We start from the raw sequence: 23,625 nt of genomic DNA on the forward strand, positions 1-23,625 counted from the left end.
ATATTTCATTGGGTTTTCTGGCGCCAAATAAAAAACGCCGATGCTCTTTCGAGCATCGGCGTTTGCTTTTACGCAGAAAGCAGTCTATCGAAGCGTCACGGACGATAGAGAATCGCCGATCCCCACGACAGGCCCACGCCAAAACCGCTGATTGCCACGCGCTTCCAGGTGGCGTCCATCACATGCTTTTCCAGCAGCAACGGAATGCTCGACGACACGGTGTTGCCGGTCTCGACCATGTCCTTGATGAACTTCTCCACCGGCGCGTCTTCGAAACGCCGGGCCACGGCGTCGACAATCGCCGCACTGCCCTGGTGAATGCAGAACGCATCGATGTCATCGGCCGCAAGGTCCGACTCGTCGAGCAGCTCGTGCAAATGCGCCGGCACCTTGAGCAAGGCGAAGTTGAACACCTGGCGGCCATTCATGAAGAACACGCCATCGCTGACCTTGAGATGCGGTGCGCCGGAACCGTCGGTGCCGAACTTGGACTTGCCCAGCAACCACGGCGCGTCTTCGCCCATCCAGGTGGCGGTGGCGGCATCGCCGAACAGCATGGTGGTGTTGCGGTCTTCCGGGTCGACGATCTTCGAATACGGGTCGGCGGTGACCAACAGGCCGTTTTTCAGGCCGGTGGCTTCCATGAAGCCCTTCATCGCGTAGATGCCGTAGACGTAGCCGGAGCAGCCCAGGGAAATATCAAACGCCGCCACGTGGGTGGGCAGGCCGAGTTTGTCCTGGACGATCGCGGCCGTGTGGGGCAAACCCTCTTCATCGCCGTTCTGGGTGACGACGATCAGGGCATCGATGGACTCGCGCTTCAAATCCGGGTTGTTGGCAAACAAAGCGTTGACCGCCTCGACACACAGGTCGGAGGTTTCCTGCGCGGCTTCCTTGCGCGGCAGGAACGCCGAACCGATCTTGCCGATGATGAATTCTTCATCCTTGGCGAACTTGGCACCCTGGGCGTAGTTATCGATCCCGTCTGCCGGCACGTAACTGGCGATGCTTTTTATGCCAATCATTGTGGCTTCCCAATACTAAATAGCTGGAGAACACCCCAGACGTGGCCTGGAGTGCTGACAATAAAGGGGATAACCCCATAAAAATCTCGCTGAAAGCCGCCCCGCAAGGACCCTGTGACGACTTATCCTTTTCACACGATACAGTGAAGATGCGCTTTATGACTCACAGGTCACTCAATTGTGTGTGCTTTGTGCAAAACCTTCAAACAATTAAGTCCCAGAAACGGCAGCGGCCCGCCCTGTTTCCAGAGCGGGCCGCTTGACTTGACGCCACTTACATCTTGTTGAACAGGCTCAACTGCGAGACTTTCACGAAAGCCAGCTGCGAGGCCTCCAGCATGGTTTGCTGCAGGGTCAGGTTGATCGCTGCCTCGCCCATGTCAATGTTGGCCAGGTCACTCATCGTGGTCTTGTTGGCCAGGCCGACACTGGTGTTTTCACTCGACTGCACCGTGAGTGCATTCTGTCGCGCACCGATGGAGCCACGCACGTTGTCCACCTGGTCGGCCGAGTTGGTCAGGTTACTGACCGCGGCGTTCAGGGCGTCCTGAAGCTTGACCCGCGCACCGGGAATACCATCCGCCGGCTGTTCCAGGGCCTGGCGCAGCTGGCTCAGGGTGTCGAGGGCATTCTGGGTTTTCTGGGTGGTGTTGCCGACCGAAAACTGATCGCCGGTGTTCGGCGTACCGCTCAACTCGAAGGTGACACCCGCGGCGGTGATCGTGTCCTTGGCTGGCGGCGTACCGCTGACGATCACGCCATTATCGACAATCGGCTTGCTGTCGGGGGTATACGGCTGGGCATACACCTTATAAGCAGTCGGGTCGACATCGTCGAACTTGATCAGTACGCCGCTGTTGGGAAACGTACTGGAGTAGTCGGCTGCACTGCTGACGCGGGCATTGGTCAGTTGCGCCGCCGAAGTGTTGCTTGCGGTGCGAGAGACATTGAACGCGTCCGGCTTGGCGGCCAGGGTGAACTCACGCCCTGCGACCAACGCATCGGCATCCGGCCCGGTGGCCACGCCGGTGAGGTCCGCGGTGATATCGAATTTGACCCCGCGTACATTGATACTGGCGCTGCCTTCCTTGGTGGAGTCGAACGTACCATTACCTGGAAGCTGCGAAGTAATGTCGTTGTTGTCCTTGTCGGTCACAACGTACTGCGTGCTACTGGTAAAGGTCACCTTATAGGGCTGGCCGTCGGCAAACTGCTTGGTGTAATCGATGCCCGACGTTACCAGGCCTGCCGAGATCGCGACCTTGTGGTCATCCACCGTTGCAGGCGTCGTGTAGGTGGCTTGGGTGCGGCTGGTGTTGACCGCGCCTTCCAGGATGGTCTTGCCCGTATCGCTGGTGCGCACCTTCAGCGTCTCGGAAACCTGCAGGCTCAGCTCGTTTTCGTCGCCTTGATAGCTATAAGTACCATCATTGTTGCGCGAATACGGCGGCGTATCGGTCTTGGAACCGGAGAACAGATAGTTGCCCGCCGCATCCTTGCTGTTAAGCAAACCCAACAGCTGATTTTCAAGCGCGCCCACCTCGACCGAGATGGACTTGCGGTCAGCATCACTGGTCACGCCACCCGCACGCAGCGCCAACTGGCTGCCGGCCTGGATCGTTGTATTGATCGCCTCCAGCACGCTTTCTTCGTTCGTCAGGGTATTTTGAATGCTGGTGATATTGCCGCTGTACTGGGCCAGCATGTCTTTTTGCTGTTGCAGCATCAGCAAGCGCTGGGCGGCAACCGGATCATCCGAAGCGGTCTGTACACGCACGCCGGAGCTCGCCTGTTCCTGGGCCTTCACAACGCTGGAATAGTTGTTCTGATACTTGACGGCACTGGTGTCGTAATACTGCTGTGTAGAAATGCGCATCGTCCCAGACTCCCTTAAAGACTATTGATCAGCGTGCTGAAGGTTTCTTGCGCAGCCTTGATGATCTGCGACGACGCCGTGTAGTACTGCTGGAACTTGATCATGTCGCCCGCCTCTTCATCCAGGTTCACCTGGGATACGGAGTTGCGCGCGTTCTTGTTGGCGGCCAGCAGCGCACCGGTAGCGGTGTTGTCAGTGCCGGCCGAAGCGGCCTTGGCGCCGACGGTGGAGACCAGCTTGCTGTTGGCGCCCACCAGGCTGGTGCCGCCGCTGCCATCGGCCGCCAGGCCCACGGTTGCCTTGGTCTGCAGGTCGAGCAGTGCCTGGGCGTTGCGATTGTCGGACTTGCCGGTGGCATTGAACGAGAACGAGGTGCCGTCGCCGTTGGCCGGCGAACCGCCCACCGTGGTGTCGAAACTGAAGCTCTTGGCTGGCGACACCAAGGCACCGCTGGCATCACGCATCGGCACGCTGATGCTGATCTTATTGGCCTGTCCCGGAATGATGGTGCCGGAACCGATGGGATCGCCCTGGGCGTTACTCAGCGTATAAGGCTGGGTGCCATCGGCCGCCGGTTTACCGAAAACCATCTTCACCGGCATCGAGTATTCGATGCCGGTACGCAGTTGTGCCGTATCGGCACCACCCTGTATGTCCAGGGGCACGGTGAGCGTCGGCGGCGTGAAGGTGCCGGTGCCCTGGTTGGTCTTGCTGGCCTCGCCCTGCAACGGCGCGGCAAAGGCAATCTTGCTGGGGTCGCTGAGGACCGTGCCGATTTCCTTGGCGCCGTTGGCGGTGGGGCTGACCTTGAAGCTGTCACCGGCCTGCACCGTACCGCTCTTGACCGCCAGGGTGAACCCATCGATGACCGGAGGCGGCGTGGCACTGAGGTCATAGGTGCCCATGGCCTTGCCGTCGGAACGCAGTACCGTGATCTTGTTGAGGTCGGTGTCGTCGTTGAAGCTGACCTTGTAATCGAAGTTGGTCAGCTGAGTGGTGTCCTTGATCGTCACGCCCAGGGCGCCGTCGCCCAGGTTGCCTTGGGCAGCCAGGCTACGCAGGGCAACCGAGGCTGCGTTATTGATGTCGGTGAACATCGAGGCGCCGAACTCGCCATTGAGGTCCAGGCCCTGGCCCAACTGGCTGTTGACCGTATCGGCGGTGGCAATCGCGATGCGCCCCAGGTCATTGATCGCAGGAATCAACGCGTCGCTGCGATAGCGCAACAGGCCGCCGATGCTGCCGCCGCTGATCACGTTGCCCAGATCCATCGTCGTACCGCCGGCCGCATTGAGCTGGATCGTGTACTGGCTGGTGTCGCTCTTGCTCGGTACGGCGGAAATGGTATTGGACTTATCACCCAGCACCAGGGATTGGCCGCTACCGGTGCTGACGCTGAACACACCGTTCTTCTCAGTGGCGGTCACACCGATCAGCTCATTGAGCGAACGCACGGCTTCGGCGCGGGAGTCCAGCAGGTTGGCCGGGGTGGTGTTCGACGAACCCTGCACCTGGGCGATCTGCTTGTTGAGAGAGGCAATCGACGAAGTCAGTTGGTTGACCTGATCGCTCATCGAGGACAACTGGCTGTTAATGGTCTCTTTCTGCTGGCTCAACTGGCTGGAAATGGAGTTGAACCGGTTGCTCAGCGTCTGGGCGTTCGTGAGCAGGATCTGGCGGGCCGAGGTATCGTTGGGGTTCGCCGAGGCGGTCTGCACAGCAGCGAAGAACGAACTGAGTACCGCCGACATGCCGGTGGTCTTGTCCGACAGGGTCTTGTCGACGGCACTGACCTGATCCAGGTAAGCCTTGGCATCGCTGTTGAGCGAGGTGCTGTTCTGGTAGGCGGTGTCCAGGTATTCGTTGTACACCCGGCGCACGTCGGCCAGGGTGGTACCGCTGCCGATGAACACGCCGCCATACTGGTTCGACGCATTTGCGCTCTGGGTGGTCTGCTGACGCGAATAACCCGCGGTATTGGCGTTGGCGATGTTGTTACTCAAGACCGACAACGATCCTTGAGCGGCGTTAAGCCCCGACATCCCGATATTGAGCAAACTCATGGTTCAGACCTTATAAATGAGTGGTCGCGCCCGCGGCAGCGTAATTCTGGTAACTGTTCATGGTTTTTGCGATCTGCGAAATCTTGCTGGCGTAGGCCGGGTCCGTGGCGTACCCGGCTTTTTGCAACTCGCGTACAAACTGTTCGGGGTTATCGGCCGATTTCACCACTTCTTTATAGCGATCATTGCTTTGCAGCAATGTCACGAGGTCATGGAAGCTGTCCTGGTAAGAATCGTAGGACCGGAACTGCGCCGTTTCCTTGACCATCGCCCCATCACGAAACTCGCTGGTGATTGCACGGGCCTGGCCGCCCTGCCAGCTCTGGCCGGCCTTGATGCCGAACAGGTTGTGGCTGCTGCTGCCATCCTCGGCGCGCATCACCGACTTGCCCCAACCGGTTTCCAGGGCGGCCTGGGCCACCAGGTACTTCGGATCGATACCGATACGCGCGGCGGCCGCCTTGGCCATCGGCAACATGGTCGCGACAAACTCATCCTGGGAGCTGAACGCCTTCTTCACCGGTGCCAATGGCGGCTGGGCCACAGCGCGGCCGTAGACCTGCATGCGCCCGCTCGGCACGGCAAACGTGCGCGCCGTGCTGTTGACCACATTGTCGGCGGCCGCGCTGTTACGCAGCGGCGCCGCCTGGGCAACGGTGGTGGTGTCGGTGCTCGGCACGATACCGGCGAGCAGGCGATCGGTCAGCTTGCTCGGCAAGGCGATACGGCGCTGGTTCATCAGTGCGATGTCGTTGCTGTGGGCCGCTGCGGCGCCCGCCTGGGGCTCCGCCACGCGATAGGCCCACAGTGGACGCTGGCCATTGGAACGCCCCAGCGGGCCCTCGGCCTGGGTTCCGGCGGCAATTTGCGTCGGCACATCGACCTTCTTGACCGCCTCAGCCGACGCCGGGCCCTGCAAGGTGGCCGCCTGGGCGTCCACCGGCTTGTTCTTCTGCATCTGGCGCATCAGCACATCGGCCAGGCCGATACCGCCGCCTTCGCGGGACATGGAAACCGCCAGTTGCTGGTCGTACATTTCCTGGTACTGCTTGGCGGCCGGGGTGTTCATCGGGTTGTCCTTGCCCAGGGCCTCGGTGGCCGAGCGCATGGACTTGAGCATCTCGCTCAAGAACAGCGATTCGAATTCCTGCGCCACCTTGCGCATGTTGCCTTCGCTGTTCTTGTCGCCGACCTTCAGTTGGTTCAGGCGATTCAAGTCGGAATACGAACCCGAATCCGCCGTGCTGGTCAGGCCGCTGTTACGCATGTCCATGGCCATGGCCTTAAATCACGATCAGGTCGGCTTGCAACGCGCCGGCCTGTTTCAACGCTTCGAGGATCGCCATCAAGTCGCCTGGCGCTGCCCCCACCTGGTTCACCGCACGCACAATCTCATCCAGCGTCGTGCCGGGGCCGAACTTGAACATCGGCTTGGCTTCCTGCTGGGCATTCACTCGCGAGCGTGGCACCACCGCCGTCTGGCCATTGGACAACGGCCCAGGCTGGCTGACGATCGGGTCTTCGGTGATGGTCACGGTCAGGCTGCCGTGGGTCACCGCCGCCGGCGAGACCTTGACGTTCTGGCCGATCACGATGGTACCGGTACGCGAATTGATGATGACCTTGGCCACCGCCTGGCCCGGATCGACTTCGAGGTTTTCCAGGATCGACAGGTAGTCCACGCGCTGGCTGGGGTCCAGCGGCGCGGTGACGCGGATCGAGCCGCCGTCGATGGCCTGGGCCACACCAGGGCCGAGCATGTCGTTGATCTTGTCGACTACACGCTTGGCGGTGGTGAAGTCCGAACGGTTGAGGTTCAGGGTCAGGCTGTTGCCCTGGTTGAAACCGCTCGGCACCGTACGTTCAACCGTAGCGCCACCCGGGATACGCCCGGCCGACGGCACGTTGACAGTGATCTTCGAACCGTCGCGACCTTCGGCGTCGAACCCGCCCACCACCAGGTTGCCCTGGGCGATGGCATAGACGTTACCGTCGATACCTTTAAGCGGGGTCATCAGCAAGGTGCCGCCACGCAGGCTTTTGGAGTTGCCGATGGACGACACGGTGATGTCGACCACCTGGCCCGGCTTGGAAAACGCCGGCAAGTCGGCACTGATCGACACCGCCGCGACGTTCTTCAACTGCACGTTGCCCGAACCCGCCGGCACCTTGATGCCGAACTGCGAGAGCATGTTGTTGAAGGTCTGCAGGGTGAACGGGGTCTGGGTGGTCTGGTCGCCCGTGCCATTGAGCCCCACCACCAGGCCGTAGCCGATCAACTGGTTGGAACGCACGCCAGAGATGCTGGCGATGTCTTTCAGGCGTTCGGCCTGGGCGACCGCGCTCAGACTCAGCAGGAGTGCCGCCGCCATCAGCTGTTTGAGTTTCAAAGTGGCCACCTAGAAAGGGAACAGCGGGCTAAGGAAGAACCGGTCGAACCAGCCCGGCTGACTCGCATCAGCGAACGAACCCGTACCCGAGTAGGTAATGCGTGCATCGGCAATGCGCGTCGACGACACAGTGTTGTCGGTGGAAATATCATCGGCACGGACCATGCCGGCAATACGCACCAGCTCGTCGCCGGTATTAAGCGTCATCCACTTCTCACCGCGCACGGCGATGATGCCGTTGGGCAATACATCGGCCACCGTCACAGTGACCGAACCGCTCAAGCTGTTGCCCTGCGCTGCCGCGCTCTTGCCGTTGGTGGCGCGATCACCGCTGTAGCCGGCATTCAGACTCAGGTCACCATTGCCCAGGGGGTTATTGGTGTTGGGCACGGCGCCAAACAGCGAGCTCAAACCAATGCTGGCCGTACTGGTCTTGTCGATCTGGGAGTTGGCGTTCTTGCTCGCCTGGGTTCGCTCGTTCAGGGTGATGGTGATGATGTCACCCACGCGGAACGCCTTGCGGTCGCTGTACAGGTTCTGTTCGAAACCGGCCTGGTAGATCGAACCATTGTTGGCCGCCGCCGGCAACGGCGTGCGCGGCAACACCGGCGCGTAGTACGGGTCATTGGGTTTTGGCGTCGGGGCGACACAGCCCGCGAGCACGGCAATCCCACTCAATGCCAGAACGGAAACATAGCGATTCATGACCCTTACCTCACGGTGTTGCAGGCGCTCTCAGGAGCGCCCCATAGACTTGATTACAGATTCTGCGTTACGAACGAAAGCATCTGGTCTGCGGTGGAAATCACCTTGGAGTTCATCTCGTAGGCGCGTTGAGTGGTGATCATGTTGACCATCTCTTCAACGGTGCTGACGTTGGAGGTTTCCAGGGTGCTTTGCAGCGTGGTGCCGAAACCGTTCAGGCCAGGGGTGCCGATTTGCGGCGCGCCGCTGGAAGCGGTTTCCAGGAACAGGTTGTTACCCATCGCCTGCAGGCCGGCCGGGTTGATGAAGTCGGCGGTTTGCAGGTTGCCGATCACTTGCGACGCCGGGTTACCGGCCACGGTGATCGACACGGTGCCGTCGTTGCCGACGGTGAAGGTCTGGGCGTTGTTCGGCACGACGATAGCCGGTTCCAGGGCAAAACCGTTGGCCGTCACGATCTGGCCATTGGAGTCCAGGTGGAAGGTACCGTCACGGGTGTAGGACGTGGTCCCATCCGGCTGCAGGATCTGGAAGAACCCTTTACCGTTGATGGCCATGTCCAGCGGCTGCCCGGTCTGCTGCAGGTTACCGGCGTTGAAGTTCTTCTGGGTGCCGACGATCTTCACACCGGTACCCAGTTGCAGACCCGACGGCAATTCGCTGTCCTGGGTCGACTGGGCGCCTGGCTGGCGCTTGATCTGATAGAGCAAGTCCTGGAACTCGGCGCGGTCACGCTTGAAACCCGTGGTCGACACGTTGGCCAAGTTGTTGGAAATGGTGGTCAGGTTGGTGTCCTGGGCGGACAGGCCTGTTTTGGCAACCCATAGAGCCGGAAGCATGCTGTTCTCCTTCGTGCGCCTGTTTGTTGGCGCTGCGCTGCAAAAATTGGTGGTCGGTCAATAACGTGGCTATCAGCTCATCGCCATTACGCGGGTCATGGCCTGGTCGTCTTCCTTGGCGCTGTTCATCATCTTGATGTGCAACTCGAACTGCTTGGAAAGCGCCAGGACCGCGGTCATTTCTTCCACGGCGTTGACGTTGCTCGCCTGCAGGAAACCCGAGGTCAGCGTGACGTTCGCGTCGGCAACGGCCGGCTGGCCATCCTTGGTATGGATGGTGCCATCCAGGCCTTTATTCATATTCTTGAAATCGGGCTGGACCAGCTTGATGCGGTCCACTTCAGCCATCACCCGCGGGCCTTCGCCCATGGCGCGGATGCTGATAGTGCCGTCGGCGCCCACTTCGACTTTCTGCTGCGGCGGTACGGCGATCGGGCCACCGTTGCCCATGATCGGCATGCCGTTGCCGGCGCGCAGCACACCCAGCGCATCGACGTTCATGCTGGCACTGCGCACGTAGGCTTCACCGCCATCGGGGGTTTGCACCGCCATCCAGCCATTGCCGTTCACCGCCACATCCAGGTCGCGACCGGTCTCGATCATCGCGCCAGGGCTGAAGTCGGTCGCGGGACGTTCGGTCATGGCAAACGCACGCGCCGGAAAGCTGTCACCGAACACCGGCATCGAACGCGCCTGTTCCAGGTCGCGTTGGAAACCGTTGGTGGAAATGTTCGCCAAGTTGTTGGCATGGGCCTTCTGCGCCAGTGCATTCTGGCTGGCGCCGGTCATTGCCACATAAAGGTACTTGTCCACGCTCTTTCCTCTTTCTGACGCAGGCTTGCCGCCCACCGCTGTACTGATGAGGCTTAAGCAATTTGCGAACCAACTTTTAAAAACAGGGGAAAGTCCAGGCGGGCTGGGGTTTTCGGGCAGGCAGCAGGATTTGAAGGACTGGAGATAGTCGAAAAAACGGCGGACTTATGCCGCTTACGGCAAGTACCCGTCTTACGGGTGACAGAGAACCAATGCGGGGGGGCGCAGTTGGTTATTTGTCCGCCTTGAGGATTTCGTAATCGCGCAACTTATTGGCGATGGTGGTGTGCGACACCCCCAGGCGTTTCCCCAACTGCCGGCTGCTGGGATGCTCGGCATACAGGCTCTCCAGCACCGCCTTCTCGAAGCGCCCGACGATCGCCTCCAAACCGCCCTCCAGGGAAAAGTCGCCAAGGGGTTGGCGCACGCCGTAGTCCGGCAGGCGGATGTGTTCGACCTTGACCGTCCCGCCGTCACACAGCGACACCGCCTGGAACAGCACGTTTTCCAGCTGCCGCACATTCCCCGGCCAGTGGTAGTGGCTGAGTTTGTCCATGGCGGCAGGCGCCAGCCTGGGCAACGGGCAGCCGATCTGCCGGCTGGCCTGGTCGAGAAAGTGCTCGACCAGGGGCGCAAGGCCGTCGAGGCATTCGCGCAGGGGCGGGATATGCAAGGACAGCACGTTGAGGCGGTGATAGAGGTCCTGGCGGAATTCGCCACGGGCGCAGAGTTCGGAGAGGTCCACCTGGGTGGCGCAGATCACCCGTACATCCAGGTACACCTCTTCGTCACTGCCCACGCGCCGAAAACAGCCGTCCTGCAGGAAGCGCAGCAATTTCACCTGCAAGCGCGCGCTCATTTCCCCAACGCCATCGAGAAATAACGTACCGCCGGCCGTCAGCTCCAGCAGCCCGAGCTTGCCTTCGGCCCGCGCGCCTTCAAACGCGCCGGGGCCGTAGCCGAACAATTCGGTCTCGGCCATCGACTCGGGCAACCCGGCGCAGTTCAGCGCCATCAACGGCGATTGCCCGCGCGGGCTGGCCAGGTGGCACGCGCGCGCCAACAACTCTTTGCCGGTGCCGGTTTCGCCTTCTATTAATAGAGGCGCATCCAACGGCGCCATGCGCCGGGCTTCACGCACCACGGCGGCCATGACCTTGGAGCTTTGGAAAATACTGTCGAAACCGCGCAGCTCCTGTTTGCGCACATTGTAGATACGCTCGCCCACGCGGTCGGCACGGTGCAGGGTCAACACGGCACCGGCCATGGCTTCGCTGTCGTCATGTTCGGAGGATTGCAGCGGTGCGATATCCGCCAGGAACACGTCACCCTTGACCTTGACCCGCAGGCCATTGATCCGCGATTTACTCGCGCGTACCAGTTCCGGCAAGTCGAAATCCTCGGCGTAGCGTGACAGCGGAATGCCCGGCACCTCGTCCACCCGCACCCCGAGCAACTGCGCGGCCGCACGGTTGGCGGCGACGATGGAGCCGCCCATGTCGATGGACAGCACCGGAAACTCCAGGGCACCGAGCAGCGCATTGAGCTCCATATGCCGACGCTCACTGGGCATCAGCCCTACCCTTTTGACGCCAAACACCCCGGCAATCGCCTCGAACTGCGGGCGCAGCGCCTGGAATTGCATGTTCACCAGGTTCGGGCAGAACAGGTAAATGGCGTTGCCATGCTCGCCGCCCACCTCACCCTTGGCGACGTTGACGCCGTACTCCACCAACAGGTTGAGGATGTCCCGCAGGATGCCGATGCGGTTCTGGCAGTGCACTTTGATACGCATGAAAAGGCTCGAAAAGTGGGTAGGCGCCGCGTCTTTTTGTCGCTGGGCGCAGATAGTCGTCAAGATTATGTGACAGCCTGGGGGCTTTTCCCAGCCCAATACGCCAACCAGTCGCACTTCCGTAACGAATACTTTACGAAAACCAGTAATTTTTCCTACACAGCCGATGCTGAAGCCGATGGAATCTTGCCCCGCACGGCGTATCAATAGGCTCATCCCAGGACATAACAAGAACGAATGCCTAGCAGGAGAGCCGTATGAAGCAGACGCACTACGTGGCCCGCGAGCCCGATGCGCAAGGTTTTATCCACTACCCGGCGGAAGAGCACGCGGTGTGGAACACCCTGATCACCCGCCAATTGAAAGTGATCGAGGGCCGCGCGTGCCAGGAATACCTGGACGGCATCGACAAGCTCGGCCTGCCCCTGGATCGCATCCCGCAACTGGGTGAAATCAACCAGGTGCTGGCCTCGACCACCGGCTGGCAAGTCGCCCGCGTGCCGGCGCTGATCCCCTTCCAGACCTTCTTCGAATTGCTCGCCAACAAGCAGTTTCCGGTGGCGACCTTTATTCGTACCCGCGAAGAACTGGACTACCTGCAAGAGCCGGATATTTTCCACGAGATCTTTGGCCATTGCCCGCTGCTGACCAACCCCTGGTTCGCCGAATTCACCCACACTTACGGCAAGCTCGGCCTGGCGGCCAGCAAGGAGCAACGGGTATACCTGGCGCGCCTGTACTGGATGACCATCGAGTTCGGCCTGGTGGACACCCCCGACGGTCGGCGTATCTACGGTGGCGGGATTTTGTCGTCGCCCAAGGAAAGTGTTTACTGCCTGTCCGACCAGCCTGAACATCAAGCCTTCGACCCGCTGGAAGCGATGCGCACGCCGTATCGCATCGACATCCTGCAACCGCTGTATTTCGTGCTGCCCAACCTCAAGCGCCTGTTCGAAGTGGCGCAGGAAGACATCATGGGCATGGTCGAGCGCGGCATGCAGCTTGGGTTGCATGCGCCGAAATTCCCGCCAAAACCCAAGGCCGCGTGAACCGTGGCTTTTAAGGCCAGGTGAGTCTGTTCCCCGGCCCCGCGTTGCTTTAGGGTGACGCCACTGACGACCGTTTTTAAACACTCGAATTCAGGACACCATCACATGACCACCTTGAACCAAGCCCACTGCGAAGCCTGCCGCGCCGATGCCCCGCAAGTCAGCGATGAAGAACTGCCGGTGCTGCTCAAGCAGATCCCCGACTGGAACATCGAAGTGCGCGATGGCGTGATGCAGCTGGAAAAGGTTTTCCTGTTCAAGAACTTCAAGTTCGCCCTGGCCTTTACCAACGCCATGGGTGAAATCTCCGAAGCCGAAGGCCATCACCCAGGCCTGCTCACCGAATGGGGCAAGGTCACCGTGACCTGGTGGAGCCACTCCATCAAGGGCCTGCACCGCAACGACTTCATCATGGCCGCGCGCACCGACGAAGTGGCCAAGGACGCCGAGGGCCGCAAGTAATGCATTTCGATGCCATAGGCCGGGTACCCGGCGACCCGATCCTCGGCTTGATGGACCTGTATGCCCAGGACGCCAACCCGAACAAGTTCGACCTTGGCGTGGGCGTCTATAAGGACGACCAGGGCCTGACGCCGATTCCCGCTTCGGTAAAGCGCGCCGAGCAGCGCCTGGTCGACACCCAGGCCACCAAGACCTATATCGGCGGCCACGGCGATGCAGCGTTCGGCAGCCTGATCAGCGAACTGGTGCTGGGCGCCGACTCCGCCCTGCTGCGCGAACACCGTGCCGGCGCCACTCAAACCCCAGGCGGCACCGGCGCCCTGCGCCTGAGCGCCGACTTTATCGCCCACAACCTGCACGGCCGTGGCGTGTGGTTGAGCGACCCGACCTGGCCGATCCACGAAACCATCTTTGCCAAGGCCGGGCTCAAGGTCAGCCATTACCCCTACGTGGGCGCGGACAACCGCCTGGATGTGGCGGCGATGCTGGCAACCCTCTCCACCGTGCCCAAGGGCGACGTGGTCTTGCTGCACGCCTGCTGCCATAACCCGACCGGCTTCGACCTGTCCCAGGATGACTGGCGCCAGGTGCTGCACATCGTACGCGAGCGCCAGTTGCTGCCGCTGATCGACTTCGCCTACCAGGGCTTTGGCGACGGCCTGGAGCAGGACGCCTGGGCGGTGCGCTTGTTGGCGGCTGAACTGCCGGAAGTATTGATCACCAGTTCGTGCTCGAAGAACTTCGGCCTGTACCGCGACCGGGTCGGCGCGCTGATCGTGTGTGCGGCGGATGCCGAGAAGCTGATGGATGTACGCAGCCAGCTGGCAAACACTGCGCGCAACCTGTGGTCGACGCCGCCGGACCATGGTGCGGCGGTGGTCGCGACCATCCTGGGGGATGCCGAGCTGAAACAGCAGTGGAGCGAGGAAGTCGAAGCCATGCGTGCGCGAATCGCGCAGTTGCGTTCCGGACTGGTGGAGGCGTTGGCGCCCCATGGTCTATCGGAACGGTTTGCGCACATTGGGGCGCAACGCGGGATGTTTTCCTACACCGGTTTGAGTGCCGAACAGGTCAAGCAACTGCGCGAGAAGCACAGCGTGTATATGGTCAGTTCGGGACGGGCCAACGTGGCGGGGATCGATGCGACACGCCTGACGCTCCTGGCAGAAGCCATCGCCGACGTCTCCAACTGAAGAAACACAAAACCAATTGTAGGAGCGAGCTTGCTCGCGAAGAACTCATAAGCACCGCGCCTATTCAGGCTGCACGCGTTATCGTTGACGTTTTTCGCGAGCAAGCTCGCTCCTACAGTTGGACTGTGGTTGGCCTTCAGTTTGTGATCATCTCAGCTTTCAACTGCGCTTCTTTCGCCTGCGCATCCGCCAAGCGATACAACTCGATGCTCCCATCCCAGTGCTCGATCAACGCCGTGCACGACTCCACCCAATCCCCGCAGTTGAGGTAATCCACCTCGCCCACCTTGCGAATCTCCGCATGGTGGATATGCCCGCACACCACGCCATGCAACTCGCGCCGGGTCACTTCGTGGGCGATGGCTTCTTCAAAATCGCTGATAAAGCTCACGGCGGTTTTGACCTTGTGTTTCAGGTACGCCGACAAAGACCAGTAGCCATAGCCGTAGCGGGCGCGCCAGTGGTTCAACCAGCGGTTCAAGGTGAGGGTGAACTCGTAGGCCGAGTCGCCCAGGAACGCCAGCCAACGGTGGTAGCGGGTGATCACATCGAACTGGTCGCCGTGGATCACCAGCAGATGGCGACCGTCGGCCGTCACGTGCACCGCCTCATCCACCAACTGGATATTGCCCAGGATCAGCTTGGAGTAGCGGCGCAGGAACTCGTCGTGGTTGCCGGTCACGTAGATCACCTCGGTCCCGCGCTTGGCCATGGTCAGCAGGCGACGGATCACGTTGGTGTGGGCCTGGGGCCAATACATGCCGCCGCGCATTTTCCAGCCGTCGATGATATCGCCCACCAGGTAGACCTTATCGGCGTGGTAGCCCTTGAGGAACTGCGACAGGTGTTCGGCCTGGCAATCCCGGGTGCCCAGGTGCACGTCGGAAATCCACAGGGTACGAACCCGCTGCTTGCGGCTGGGCTTGGTGAACTCGGCACTGGTCATGGGCATCCCTCGACGCTGTTTTCGCGAGCTTGCGCCCTGGCGATTAATAGCCCATGACAGTCGTGCGTCAGTCCGATGACAGCGCCCGCCGGCCGCGAAGCGTTGTAGACTGGCGCCCTGCCGCCCAGGAGACCGCGATGAGACCGTCGCTCACGCTACGCCACTACCTCGAAGCGCCCATCGCCCACAGCCATGACCATGCGCAGTTGGTGTTCGGCCTGTCCGGCCACCTGGACCTGGAAGTCGACGGCCGTGGCAGCCAGGTGCGCGAAAGCAGCGTGATGGTGCTGCCCTTCTCCGCCCACCACGCCTGTGGCAGTCGCGATGGCAGCCGTTGCCTGGTGCTGGATGTGCCCACGGAGCATTGGCTCCTGCAATCCCTGGGCGAACACGCCGACGCCAGCCGCCGCCTGCTCGATCAACCGGCACGCCTGGCCCTGGACTCCCGGCAACACCAACTGGTGCAATGGCTGGCGCACGGCCCCGTGGATGATCCATTGATCGTCCAACAGGGTGCGGTGCTGTTGCTGGCCAGCCTCAATCATCCGCAGGCCCCGCAGGTGCCGGGCCGCCGCCTGCCGTATGCGGCATTCAATGCGCATATCGAGCGACACGTCGCCCATCCGTTGCAGGTCGCCGACCTGGCGCGTATCGCCGGCCTGTCGGTGGCGCGCCTGCATGCGCGCTTTATCGCCGAATGCGGGCAGACGCCCATGGATTACATCCGCAGTCGGCGCCTGCAACTGGCCCTGAACCTGCTGCGCGAGACGCCGCTGCCCATCGGTGAAGTCGCCGAGCGGGTTGGCTACACCTCACAAAGTGCCTTTGCCGCCGCTATGCTGCGTGAATTCGGCGCCTCTCCCGGGGCGTTGCGGCGCGCCCCATAGGGCGAGCCTTGCGCTAAAAATCGCGAGTCCCACGACAGACGCACACACCGGCACCCTCTAGACTGCGAACCTGTCACTCCCGTTGGTTCAAGGATCGCAATGACTCCCCGCTCAGCCCTCGGCGCCCTGCATATCGGCGCACTGATGTTTGGCCTCACCGGCGTCTTCGGCAAGCTGGCGGCCGCCTCGCCGGCCATCATCGTGTTCGGGCGCGCCGCGTTTGCCGTGATCGCCCTGGCAGTGTTTGCGCGCTTCGCCAGCAACGCCCCCTGGAAAACCCTGGCGCTGCAGGACTGGCGCCGCCTGCTGGTCAGCGGCATGTTGCTGGCGGCACATTGGGTGACGTTCTTCATTGCGGTCAAAGTCGCCGGCGTGGCCGTCGCCACGTTGGGGTTCACCGCATTCCCGGCGTTTACCGTGATCCTCGAAGGGCTGATCTTCCGCGAGCGTATTCGCGCCAATGAGATCGTGCTGGTGGCCCTGGTCACCGTTGGCCTGGTGCTGGTGACGCCGGACTTCAATCTCGCCAGCGAAGCCACGGGCGGCCTGCTTTGGGGAATTGTCTCGGGCTTGCTGTTCTCATTGTTGTCGCTGAACAACCGCGCCAGCTCCGGACGGATTCCCGCCGTGCAGGCAGCGCTGTGCCAGAACGTGGTGGTCGCGGTGTGCCTGCTGCCCGTGGCCGCGCCGGGGCTGGCGGACGTTCGCGCGCTGGACTGGTTGTGGATCGGCCTGCTTGGGGTGTTCTGCACCGGCCTGGCCCACAGCCTGTTTGTCGCCAGCCTCGCGGTGATCAAGGCACGCACCGCCTCGGTGGTGTTCGCCATGGAGCCGGTCTATGGCATCACGGTAGCCTGGCTGCTGTTTGCCGAAACCCCGACCCTGCGCATGTTGCTGGGCGGCGCGTTGATCATCGTCGCCATCGTGCTTTCCGGGCTGATGGGCAGCGCCAGCCAGGCCAAGCAGCCCGCTGCAACGGCCTGATCTATACTTTAAACATCCGCAACAGTCAGCCGTCGTTCAACGGATACAGACTCCTCGACGACAGCCATGGTGTTTTCTGCAGTTGCTGCACGCGAGTGGTCACTCCATCAACGCGATGCAGGGGTTTCATCATGGAAATGTTCATCAGCTTGTTGGTTCAGATCATCAGCGGTGCCGTCGGTGGCAATTTGGCCGGCATGACCAAACAAAGCCTGGGCACCGGGCTCAATACCATGCTGGGGGGTGTCGGCGGGCTCGTGCTGGGCCAGGTCGTAGCCGCGCTGACCGGCACATCGGGCGGCGAGGCGCTGGATGTGGCAGCAGTCGGCAGCAATATCGTCGGCGGCGGCGTGGGCGGCCTGGTGCTGACCTGGGTCGTGGGCTTCATCAAAAGCAAGATGGCCGCCAAATAGCGGCGCACCAAGGGGTCACCGCCCTGATGTGGCGGTGACCTTCATGGCGTACGGTCGTTGTGGCCCAGGTCCCGTTGTGGGTCGATCTGGTCGCGCACCCGTTGCTTGAGCACCTTGGCTTCAGGGAAGCCACCATCCGCCTTGCGCTCCCAGATCTGCACACCGTCGCAGGTGATCCGAAACGCACCGCCGGTGGCCGGCTCCAGCGCCACCCGGCCGAGGTCATCGGCAAACGTACTCAACAACTCCTGCGCCAGCCACGCGGCGCGCAGCAGCCACTGGCACTGGGTGCAATAGGTGATGACAATCTCGGGTTTGCTCAACGACATAATTTGAGAGGCTCCTGGCGTAACGGGCTCGGTGGATCGGATGGCTATAATACCGGCCTTTATCGCCCAGCCTCGAGATTCATGATGCGCCGCCTGTTGTCCTGCCTGTTCCTGTGCCTGCTCCCGCTTCTTGCCGACGCCGTTGAGACGCCCCGCCCCAAAATCGGCCTGGTGCTGTCCGGCGGTGCCGCCCGAGGCCTGGCCCATATCGGCGTGCTCAAGGCCCTGGAGGAACAGGGTATTCATATCGACGCGATTGCCGGCACCAGCATGGGCGCGGTGATTGGCGGGCTGTATGCGTCGGGCTACAAGATCGATGAGCTGGAAAAACTGGCCCTGGGCATCGACTGGCAACAGGCGCTGTCCGACGCACCGCCACGGGAAGACGTGCCGTTTCGACGCAAGCAGGATGACCGGGATTTCCTGGTCAAGCAGAAGCTCAGCTTCCGCGATGACGGCAGCCTCGGCCTGCCCCTTGGCGTGATCCAGGGCCAGAACCTGGCGCTGCTGCTGGAAAGCATGTTCGCCCATACCAGCAACACGCGTAATTTCGACAAGCTGCCGATCCCCTTTCGCGCCGTGGCCACCGACATCACCACCGGCGAGAAAGTGGTATTCAGCAAGGGCCACCTGCCCCAGGTGATCCGCGCCAGCATGTCGATCCCGGCCGTGTTCGCGCCGGTGGAGCTGGATGGCCGCCTGCTGGTGGATGGCGGCATGACCGATAACATCCCACTGGATGTGGCGCGTGAGATGGGCGTGGACATCGCCATCGTGGTCGACATCGGCACCCCGCTGCGTTCACGCAAGCAACTGGCGACGGTGGTGGACGTGCTCAACCAGTCCATCACCCTGATGACCCGGCGCAACTCCGAAGAACAACTCAAGGCCCTGCAGCCCAGGGACGTCCTGATCCAGCCGCCCCTGGCCGCCTATGGCGTGACGGATTTCGGCCGCGCCAAGGACATGATCGATGCCGGCTACCGCGCCACCCGCGCCCTCGACGTTCGCCTGGCCCATTTGCGCCCCGCCGAGCCGATCGACCCGCAACTGGTGGCCGCGCGCACCGCGGGCGAACGCACCCCGGTGATCACCGCGATCAAGGTGGAGAACGACTCGAAGGTCAGCGACGACGTGATCCGCTACTACATCCGCCAACCGTTGGGCCAACCGCTGGAACTTGGCCGCCTGCAGACCGACATGGGCACCCTGTATGGCCTGGATTACTTCGAGCAGGTGCAATACCGCGTGGTGAAAAAGGGCCAGGACAACACCCTGGTGATCAGCGCGCGCGGCAAACGCAGCGGCACCGACTACCTACGCCTGGGCCTGAACCTGTCGGACGATATGCGCGGCGACAGCGCCTTCAACCTCGGCGCCAGCTACCGCATGAACGGCATCAATCGCCTGGGCGCCGAGTGGCTGACGCGGGTGCAGATCGGTGATCGGCAGGAGCTTTACAGCGAGTTCTACCAGCCGATGGATACCGGTTCGCGCTACTTTGTCGCGCCGTATATCAGCGCCCAGGCACAGAACGTCGAGCTGATCCTGGACAACGACCCCATCTCCGAATACCGCCTGGAACGCTACGGTTTCGGCCTCAACGTGGGGCGGCAGATCGGCAACAGCGGCGAGATCCGCTTCGGTGTCGGCGAGGCCTGGGGCAAGGCGGATGTGCGCATCGGCGACCGCGACCTGCCAAGTGTGAGCTTCAGCGAAGGCTTCTATGAACTGAAGTATTCCTTCGACTCCCTGGATAACGTGTACTTCCCCCACAGCGGCGAGGACATTGGCCTGGCGTTTCGCGAATTCGAACCGGGGCTGGGCTCGGACCAGCGCTATCGACAATGGGAGTTCAAGCTGGACAAGGCCATGAGCCACGGTCCGGACACGCTGGTGCTGGGCGGGCGCTACGGGCGCACCCTGGATGATTCGGACGTGGTGATTTCCAGCTTCCTGCTGGGCGGTGCGCGGCAGTTATCGGGCTTCCGCCAGGATGCGATTTCCGGGCAGAACATCAGCTTGATGCGCGCGGTGTACTACCGCCGGCTGACACCGCGCTCCTATCTGCCGCTGGATTTCCCGCTGTACCTGGGCGCGTCCCTGGAACGGGGCCGGGCGTGGAACAACGACAATGAGTTCGACAGCGGCTATATCAACGCCGCGAGTATTTTCCTCGGGTTTGATACGCCGCTGGGGCCGCTGAATTTCAGCTATGGGTTCAACGATGATAATCAGAAGGCGGTGTACCTGAACCTCGGGCAAACCTTCTAACCCTTGCTACAGGGCTCGGATCAGGATTTTTCCAGGTTTGCCAGGATGTGCCCATGCACCCGCATGCAGACACGCATATCTTCTTCGTCAATGCCCACAAACAGCTCGTGACGCAATGCCGTGGCGATCGTCTCGATCTGCTCGATCAACGGCTTGGCGGTGTCACACAGCAGGATGCGCTTGGCGCGACGGTCCTCCACCACGGCTTGGCGTTGCACCAGGCCCTGGCCTTCGAGGCTGTCGAGCAACCGGGCCAGGGTCGGCCCTTCTACGCCGACGCTTTGCGCCAACTCACGCTGGGTGGGGGCCTCTTCAAAACGGGCCAGGTGCAGCAGCACCAGCCAGCGCGCCTGGGACAGGCCCAACCCGGCCAAACGGCGGTCGAGCTCGGCGCGCCAACCTCGGGACATTTGCGCCAGCTGCATGCCAAAACGGTGTTGATCGGTTAACGGCATAAAAAACTCATGGTTTAGACTGAAAATAAAGTATGGCTAATTATTAGTCAGCTAAGCATGAGCCATGTCACTAGGCAAGAGTTGCTATGTACTGATTCGTTACATTGTCGTAATTGGCACACTAAATTTCGAATTCAGACTGCAAAGCGGCCCGCACGCAGTACAAAACCCCTTCAGGAACACGCCCGGTAAACAGCGGTGCAATCTCCGCAACCGGTGGCAATTCGCCTTCTCCGTCCAGGAATGCATCCTGGATCTCGCCGAGCAAATCTTCCGGCAAATCAAGGGCCTGCTCCAATGACAACTGCTGCTTGCCGATGGCTTCGGCCAGCAAGGTGTAGACGTTTTTCTCCGTGCATTGCAACTGGCCGGCGATCTGGATCGGGGTCATGCCGGCGCGGGCCAGGCTGATCAGCTCATGGCGAATATCGGCGATTTCCTTCGGCGCTTCGGCCTGGCCACCGAGCACTTCGAGGAACGCCTGGCCGTAGCGCTCCAGCTTACGCGCACCGACGCCGCTGACCCGCGCCATTTCGGCCATGGTGGTGGGCTGCTCGCGCAGCATTTCCAGCAAGGTGGAGTCGGGGAAAATAACGTACGGCGGCACGCTGTGTTCCTGGGCCAGTTTGCGTCGCAGGGTACGCAGGGCTTCCCACTGTTCGCGCTCCTCGCCCCGTACAAGCTGGCTGGCCTGGCTGGTGCTGGTCTTGGCGGTGGTTTGCGGCTTGAGGTCGCGGCGCAGCTCCAGGCTCACCTCGCCCTTGAGCAGCGGCCGGCAGCTGTCGTTCAGGCGCAGGCCGCCGTACCCTTCGATATCGATGTCCACCAGGCCACGCGCGACCATCTGCCGGAACAGCGAACGCCACTCGCCTTCGGCACGGGCCTTGCCGACGCCGTAGACCGAGAGTTTCTCATGGCCGAAGCTGCGCACTTTTTCGTTGTCCTTGCCCAGCAATACATCCACCAGATGACCGACGCCATAACGCTGGCCGGTGCGGTAGATCGTCGACAGTGCCTGGCGCGCGGGCTCGGTGGCGTCCCAGGTCTGCACCCCATCGATGCAGTTATCGCAGTGACCGCACGGTTGCGGCATGTCCTCGTCGAAGTAGGCCAGCAAGGTCTGGCGGCGGCAGCGGGTCTCTTCACACAACGAGAGCATCGCGTCGAGCTTGTGCTGCTCCAGGCGCTTGTGGCGCTCATCGCCTTCGGAGTTCTGCAGCATCTGCTTGAGCATCACCACATCCTGCAGGCCGTAGACCATCCAGGCATCCGCCGGCAGGCCATCACGGCCGGCACGCCCGGTCTCCTGGTAATAGGCCTCGAGGGACTTGGGCAGGTCCATATGGGCGACGAAGCGCACGTTGGATTTGTCGATGCCCATGCCGAACGCGATGGTGGCCACCATGATCAGGCCTTCCTCGTTGAGGAAGCGCTTCTGGTGGGCAGCGCGCGTTTCGTTGGGCAGGCCGGCGTGGTACGGCAGCGCCGGGTAACCCTGTTTGCAGAGGAACGCGGCCACTTCATCGACCTTCTTGCGCGACAGGCAATAGACAATGCCCGCATCGCTGCGCCGCTCGGAGAGAAACGCCAGCAACTGCTTGCGCGGCTGCTCCTTGGGCACGATGCGGTAGAAAATATTCGGCCGGTCGAAGCTCGACAGGAAACGCTCGGCGTTCTGCAGGTGCAGACGCTCGACGATTTCTTCACGGGTGCGCTTGTCGGCCGTGGCGGTCAGGGCGATACGCGGAACGTCCGGGAACAGCTCCGCCAGTTGACCGAGCTGCAAATATTCGCGGCGGAAATCATGCCCCCATTGCGATACGCAGTGGGCTTCGTCGATGGCGAACAGGGCAATTTCCAGGCTCTGCAAAAACGCCAGCATGCGCGGCTGCACCAGGCGCTCAGGTGCCAGGTAAAGCATCTTCACTTCACCGCGCTTGATCCGCGCGGCCAGGTCGCGTTGCTGCTCGGCACTGAGGGTGGAGTTCAAGGCGGCGGCGGCAACGCCGAGTTCTTCCAGGGTCGCAACCTGGTCGTCCATCAACGCGATCAGGGGCGACACCACCACTGCCAGCCCGTTGCGCAACAACGCCGGCACCTGGAAGCACAACGACTTGCCACCACCGGTAGGCATCAGGACCAGGGCATCACCACCCTTGGCCACGCGCTCAATGATCGCACCCTGGCGGCCACGAAAACTGTCGTAGCCGAAGATGTCCTTGAGGACGCGTTGAGCCTGATCGAGCATGTATAACTCCAACAAAATAGTGCCGAAATCCCTCTGTACAGGCTGGTCGAAAAAATGCGGGCTCACGGAAAATAATCCGTAAGCGAAGTTTTCTCGACCTGGCGCTTGGCCTGCAAGGGCATCACAAAACGCGGCAGTATACCCGAGCGTCATCCGGCAAAGGGTGCCGCTGACGAATTGCAGCCCGTCTCTAAAACCTGGCAAATATGCATGCCGACTGGCTTGGGCGCGCAAGAAAGCCTAGAATTCAGCATCGTTTATTCCCAAGGTAGTCCTTCAATGTCCTTCGCTGAGCAACTAACCCGCCTGCAAGCCTTCCTCGACGCCGATGAGCTGCATGACGAGGCGCTGGACTACGTGGCCGCCCACGGCTACCTGACCGCCCTGTCGATCTGCTCCGAGGTCGTTCCCGACCGTGAATGGATCGACGCACTGTTCGCCGAAGAGCCCCACTACGCCGACGCCGCCCAGCGCGAAGAAATCGAATCCACCCTGCTGGCCCTCAAGGCCCACATCTCGCGCCAACTGGCCTCCGATGAAGAGTTCGAGTTGCCGTGCGAGCTGGACCTGGGCGAGGAGCCGGACGACTCCGACCTGCGCGGCTGGTGCATCGGCTTCATGGAAGGTGTGTTCCTGCGTGAAGCCGCCTGGTTCGAAACCGCCGAGGAAGAAGTCAGTGAAATGCTCTTGCCGATCATGGTCGGTTCGGGGCTGTTCGAGGAAGAAGCTGAATTTTCCGACATCGCCGCCGACGCCAACCTGATGGACGACATGATCGTACAGATCCCGGAAGCCCTGACCGCCCTGTACCTGCTGTGCAACGCCCCTGACGAAAAACCGGCGATCCTCAAGCCACGCCACCACTGAGTCGCTTGCCCG

The 23,625-nt window shown here is 61.6% G+C and carries 21 protein-coding genes; 8 read left to right on the plus strand and 13 right to left on the minus strand.

Annotation, left to right across the window (positions count from 1 at the left end; all coding sequences use genetic code 11):
• Positions 1-95: 95 nt before the first annotated feature.
• The 9 genes from J1N02_RS04995 to J1N02_RS05035 all read right to left on the minus strand — a co-directional run bounded on the left by J1N02_RS04995 (position 96) and on the right by J1N02_RS05035 (position 11,506).
• Positions 96-1,025: a ketoacyl-ACP synthase III gene (locus J1N02_RS04995; RefSeq protein WP_065924951.1), complete on the minus strand. Its 930-nt coding sequence runs from the start codon at positions 1,023-1,025 to the stop codon at positions 96-98.
• 274 nt (positions 1,026-1,299) lie between these two features.
• On the minus strand, positions 1,300-2,901 hold the full coding sequence (locus J1N02_RS05000) for a flagellar hook-associated protein 3 (protein WP_027603840.1): 1,602 nt from the start codon (positions 2,899-2,901) through the stop codon (positions 1,300-1,302).
• 14 nt (positions 2,902-2,915) lie between these two features.
• Positions 2,916-4,964, minus strand: a complete 2,049-nt coding sequence (flgK, locus tag J1N02_RS05005) for a flagellar hook-associated protein FlgK (protein ID WP_368961219.1) — start codon at positions 4,962-4,964, stop codon at positions 2,916-2,918.
• A 10-nt stretch (positions 4,965-4,974) separates the two neighbouring features.
• Positions 4,975-6,243, minus strand: coding sequence for a flagellar assembly peptidoglycan hydrolase FlgJ (gene flgJ / locus J1N02_RS05010; RefSeq protein WP_421147206.1), 1,269 nt, complete (start codon positions 6,241-6,243; stop codon positions 4,975-4,977).
• A 4-nt stretch (positions 6,244-6,247) separates the two neighbouring features.
• A complete protein-coding gene (locus J1N02_RS05015; RefSeq protein ID WP_033901075.1) occupies positions 6,248-7,336 on the minus strand; it encodes a flagellar basal body P-ring protein FlgI in 1,089 nt (362 codons plus the stop codon).
• Positions 7,337-7,363: 27 nt separating this feature from the next.
• Positions 7,364-8,059: a flagellar basal body L-ring protein FlgH gene (gene flgH / locus J1N02_RS05020; protein ID WP_092486545.1), complete on the minus strand. Its 696-nt coding sequence runs from the start codon at positions 8,057-8,059 to the stop codon at positions 7,364-7,366.
• A gap of 53 nt (positions 8,060-8,112) precedes the next feature.
• Positions 8,113-8,898 (minus strand): flagellar basal-body rod protein FlgG, encoded by a 786-nt coding sequence (gene flgG / locus J1N02_RS05025; RefSeq protein ID WP_027603835.1) that lies wholly within the window; start codon positions 8,896-8,898, stop codon positions 8,113-8,115.
• 72 nt (positions 8,899-8,970) lie between these two features.
• The gene (locus J1N02_RS05030) at positions 8,971-9,711 is read right to left on the minus strand and encodes a flagellar basal body rod protein FlgF (RefSeq protein WP_027603834.1); all 741 of its coding nucleotides are present in this window, start codon (positions 9,709-9,711) and stop codon (positions 8,971-8,973) included.
• A gap of 232 nt (positions 9,712-9,943) precedes the next feature.
• Positions 9,944-11,506: a sigma-54-dependent transcriptional regulator gene (locus tag J1N02_RS05035; protein WP_065946832.1), complete on the minus strand. Its 1,563-nt coding sequence runs from the start codon at positions 11,504-11,506 to the stop codon at positions 9,944-9,946.
• 257 nt (positions 11,507-11,763) lie between these two features.
• Between J1N02_RS05035 and phhA the strand changes: the two genes are divergently transcribed.
• The 3 genes from phhA to J1N02_RS05050 all read left to right on the plus strand — a co-directional run bounded on the left by phhA (position 11,764) and on the right by J1N02_RS05050 (position 14,210).
• The gene (phhA, locus tag J1N02_RS05040) at positions 11,764-12,555 is read left to right on the plus strand and encodes a phenylalanine 4-monooxygenase (protein WP_027603832.1); all 792 of its coding nucleotides are present in this window, start codon (positions 11,764-11,766) and stop codon (positions 12,553-12,555) included.
• A 105-nt stretch (positions 12,556-12,660) separates the two neighbouring features.
• A complete protein-coding gene (locus J1N02_RS05045; protein ID WP_010208721.1) occupies positions 12,661-13,017 on the plus strand; it encodes a 4a-hydroxytetrahydrobiopterin dehydratase in 357 nt (118 codons plus the stop codon).
• On the plus strand, positions 13,017-14,210 hold the full coding sequence (locus tag J1N02_RS05050; RefSeq protein WP_098478949.1) for an amino acid aminotransferase: 1,194 nt from the start codon (positions 13,017-13,019) through the stop codon (positions 14,208-14,210). The genes J1N02_RS05045 and J1N02_RS05050 overlap by 1 nt, the downstream gene beginning before the upstream one ends.
• A gap of 136 nt (positions 14,211-14,346) precedes the next feature.
• On the opposite strand, the gene J1N02_RS05055 is transcribed toward J1N02_RS05050, so the two are convergent.
• Positions 14,347-15,156: a UDP-2,3-diacylglucosamine diphosphatase gene (locus J1N02_RS05055; protein ID WP_065924942.1), complete on the minus strand. Its 810-nt coding sequence runs from the start codon at positions 15,154-15,156 to the stop codon at positions 14,347-14,349.
• 137 nt (positions 15,157-15,293) lie between these two features.
• Here J1N02_RS05055 and J1N02_RS05060 point away from each other — a divergent pair, with 137 nt between their 5' ends.
• The 3 genes from J1N02_RS05060 to J1N02_RS05070 all read left to right on the plus strand — a co-directional run bounded on the left by J1N02_RS05060 (position 15,294) and on the right by J1N02_RS05070 (position 17,440).
• Positions 15,294-16,043, plus strand: a complete 750-nt coding sequence (locus tag J1N02_RS05060) for a helix-turn-helix transcriptional regulator (protein ID WP_098478948.1) — start codon at positions 15,294-15,296, stop codon at positions 16,041-16,043.
• Positions 16,044-16,142: 99 nt separating this feature from the next.
• Complete coding sequence (locus J1N02_RS05065; RefSeq protein WP_098478947.1) at positions 16,143-17,027, plus strand: DMT family transporter; 885 nt, start codon at positions 16,143-16,145, stop codon at positions 17,025-17,027.
• Positions 17,028-17,158: 131 nt separating this feature from the next.
• The gene (locus J1N02_RS05070; RefSeq protein WP_027603827.1) at positions 17,159-17,440 is read left to right on the plus strand and encodes a hypothetical protein; all 282 of its coding nucleotides are present in this window, start codon (positions 17,159-17,161) and stop codon (positions 17,438-17,440) included.
• A 41-nt stretch (positions 17,441-17,481) separates the two neighbouring features.
• On the opposite strand, the gene J1N02_RS05075 is transcribed toward J1N02_RS05070, so the two are convergent.
• Positions 17,482-17,769: a SelT/SelW/SelH family protein gene (locus tag J1N02_RS05075; RefSeq protein WP_065924939.1), complete on the minus strand. Its 288-nt coding sequence runs from the start codon at positions 17,767-17,769 to the stop codon at positions 17,482-17,484.
• A gap of 84 nt (positions 17,770-17,853) precedes the next feature.
• Between J1N02_RS05075 and J1N02_RS05080 the strand changes: the two genes are divergently transcribed.
• Positions 17,854-20,043: a patatin-like phospholipase family protein gene (locus J1N02_RS05080; RefSeq protein ID WP_092355212.1), complete on the plus strand. Its 2,190-nt coding sequence runs from the start codon at positions 17,854-17,856 to the stop codon at positions 20,041-20,043.
• Between the two features lie 20 nt (positions 20,044-20,063).
• On the opposite strand, the gene J1N02_RS05085 is transcribed toward J1N02_RS05080, so the two are convergent.
• Entirely contained in the window at positions 20,064-20,498 is a 435-nt protein-coding gene (locus J1N02_RS05085) for a MarR family transcriptional regulator (protein ID WP_027603824.1), read from the minus strand.
• Positions 20,499-20,619: 121 nt separating this feature from the next.
• On the minus strand, positions 20,620-22,746 hold the full coding sequence (gene recQ / locus J1N02_RS05090; protein WP_098478946.1) for a DNA helicase RecQ: 2,127 nt from the start codon (positions 22,744-22,746) through the stop codon (positions 20,620-20,622).
• A 279-nt stretch (positions 22,747-23,025) separates the two neighbouring features.
• On the opposite strand from recQ, the gene J1N02_RS05095 reads away from it, so the two are divergent.
• Positions 23,026-23,613: a YecA family protein gene (locus tag J1N02_RS05095; RefSeq protein ID WP_027603822.1), complete on the plus strand. Its 588-nt coding sequence runs from the start codon at positions 23,026-23,028 to the stop codon at positions 23,611-23,613.
• Positions 23,614-23,625: the final 12 nt, after the last annotated feature.

It is taken from the genome of Pseudomonas sp. NFX5 (genome assembly GCF_049132125.1).
GTDB lineage: Bacteria > Pseudomonadota > Gammaproteobacteria > Pseudomonadales > Pseudomonadaceae > Aquipseudomonas > Aquipseudomonas marginalis.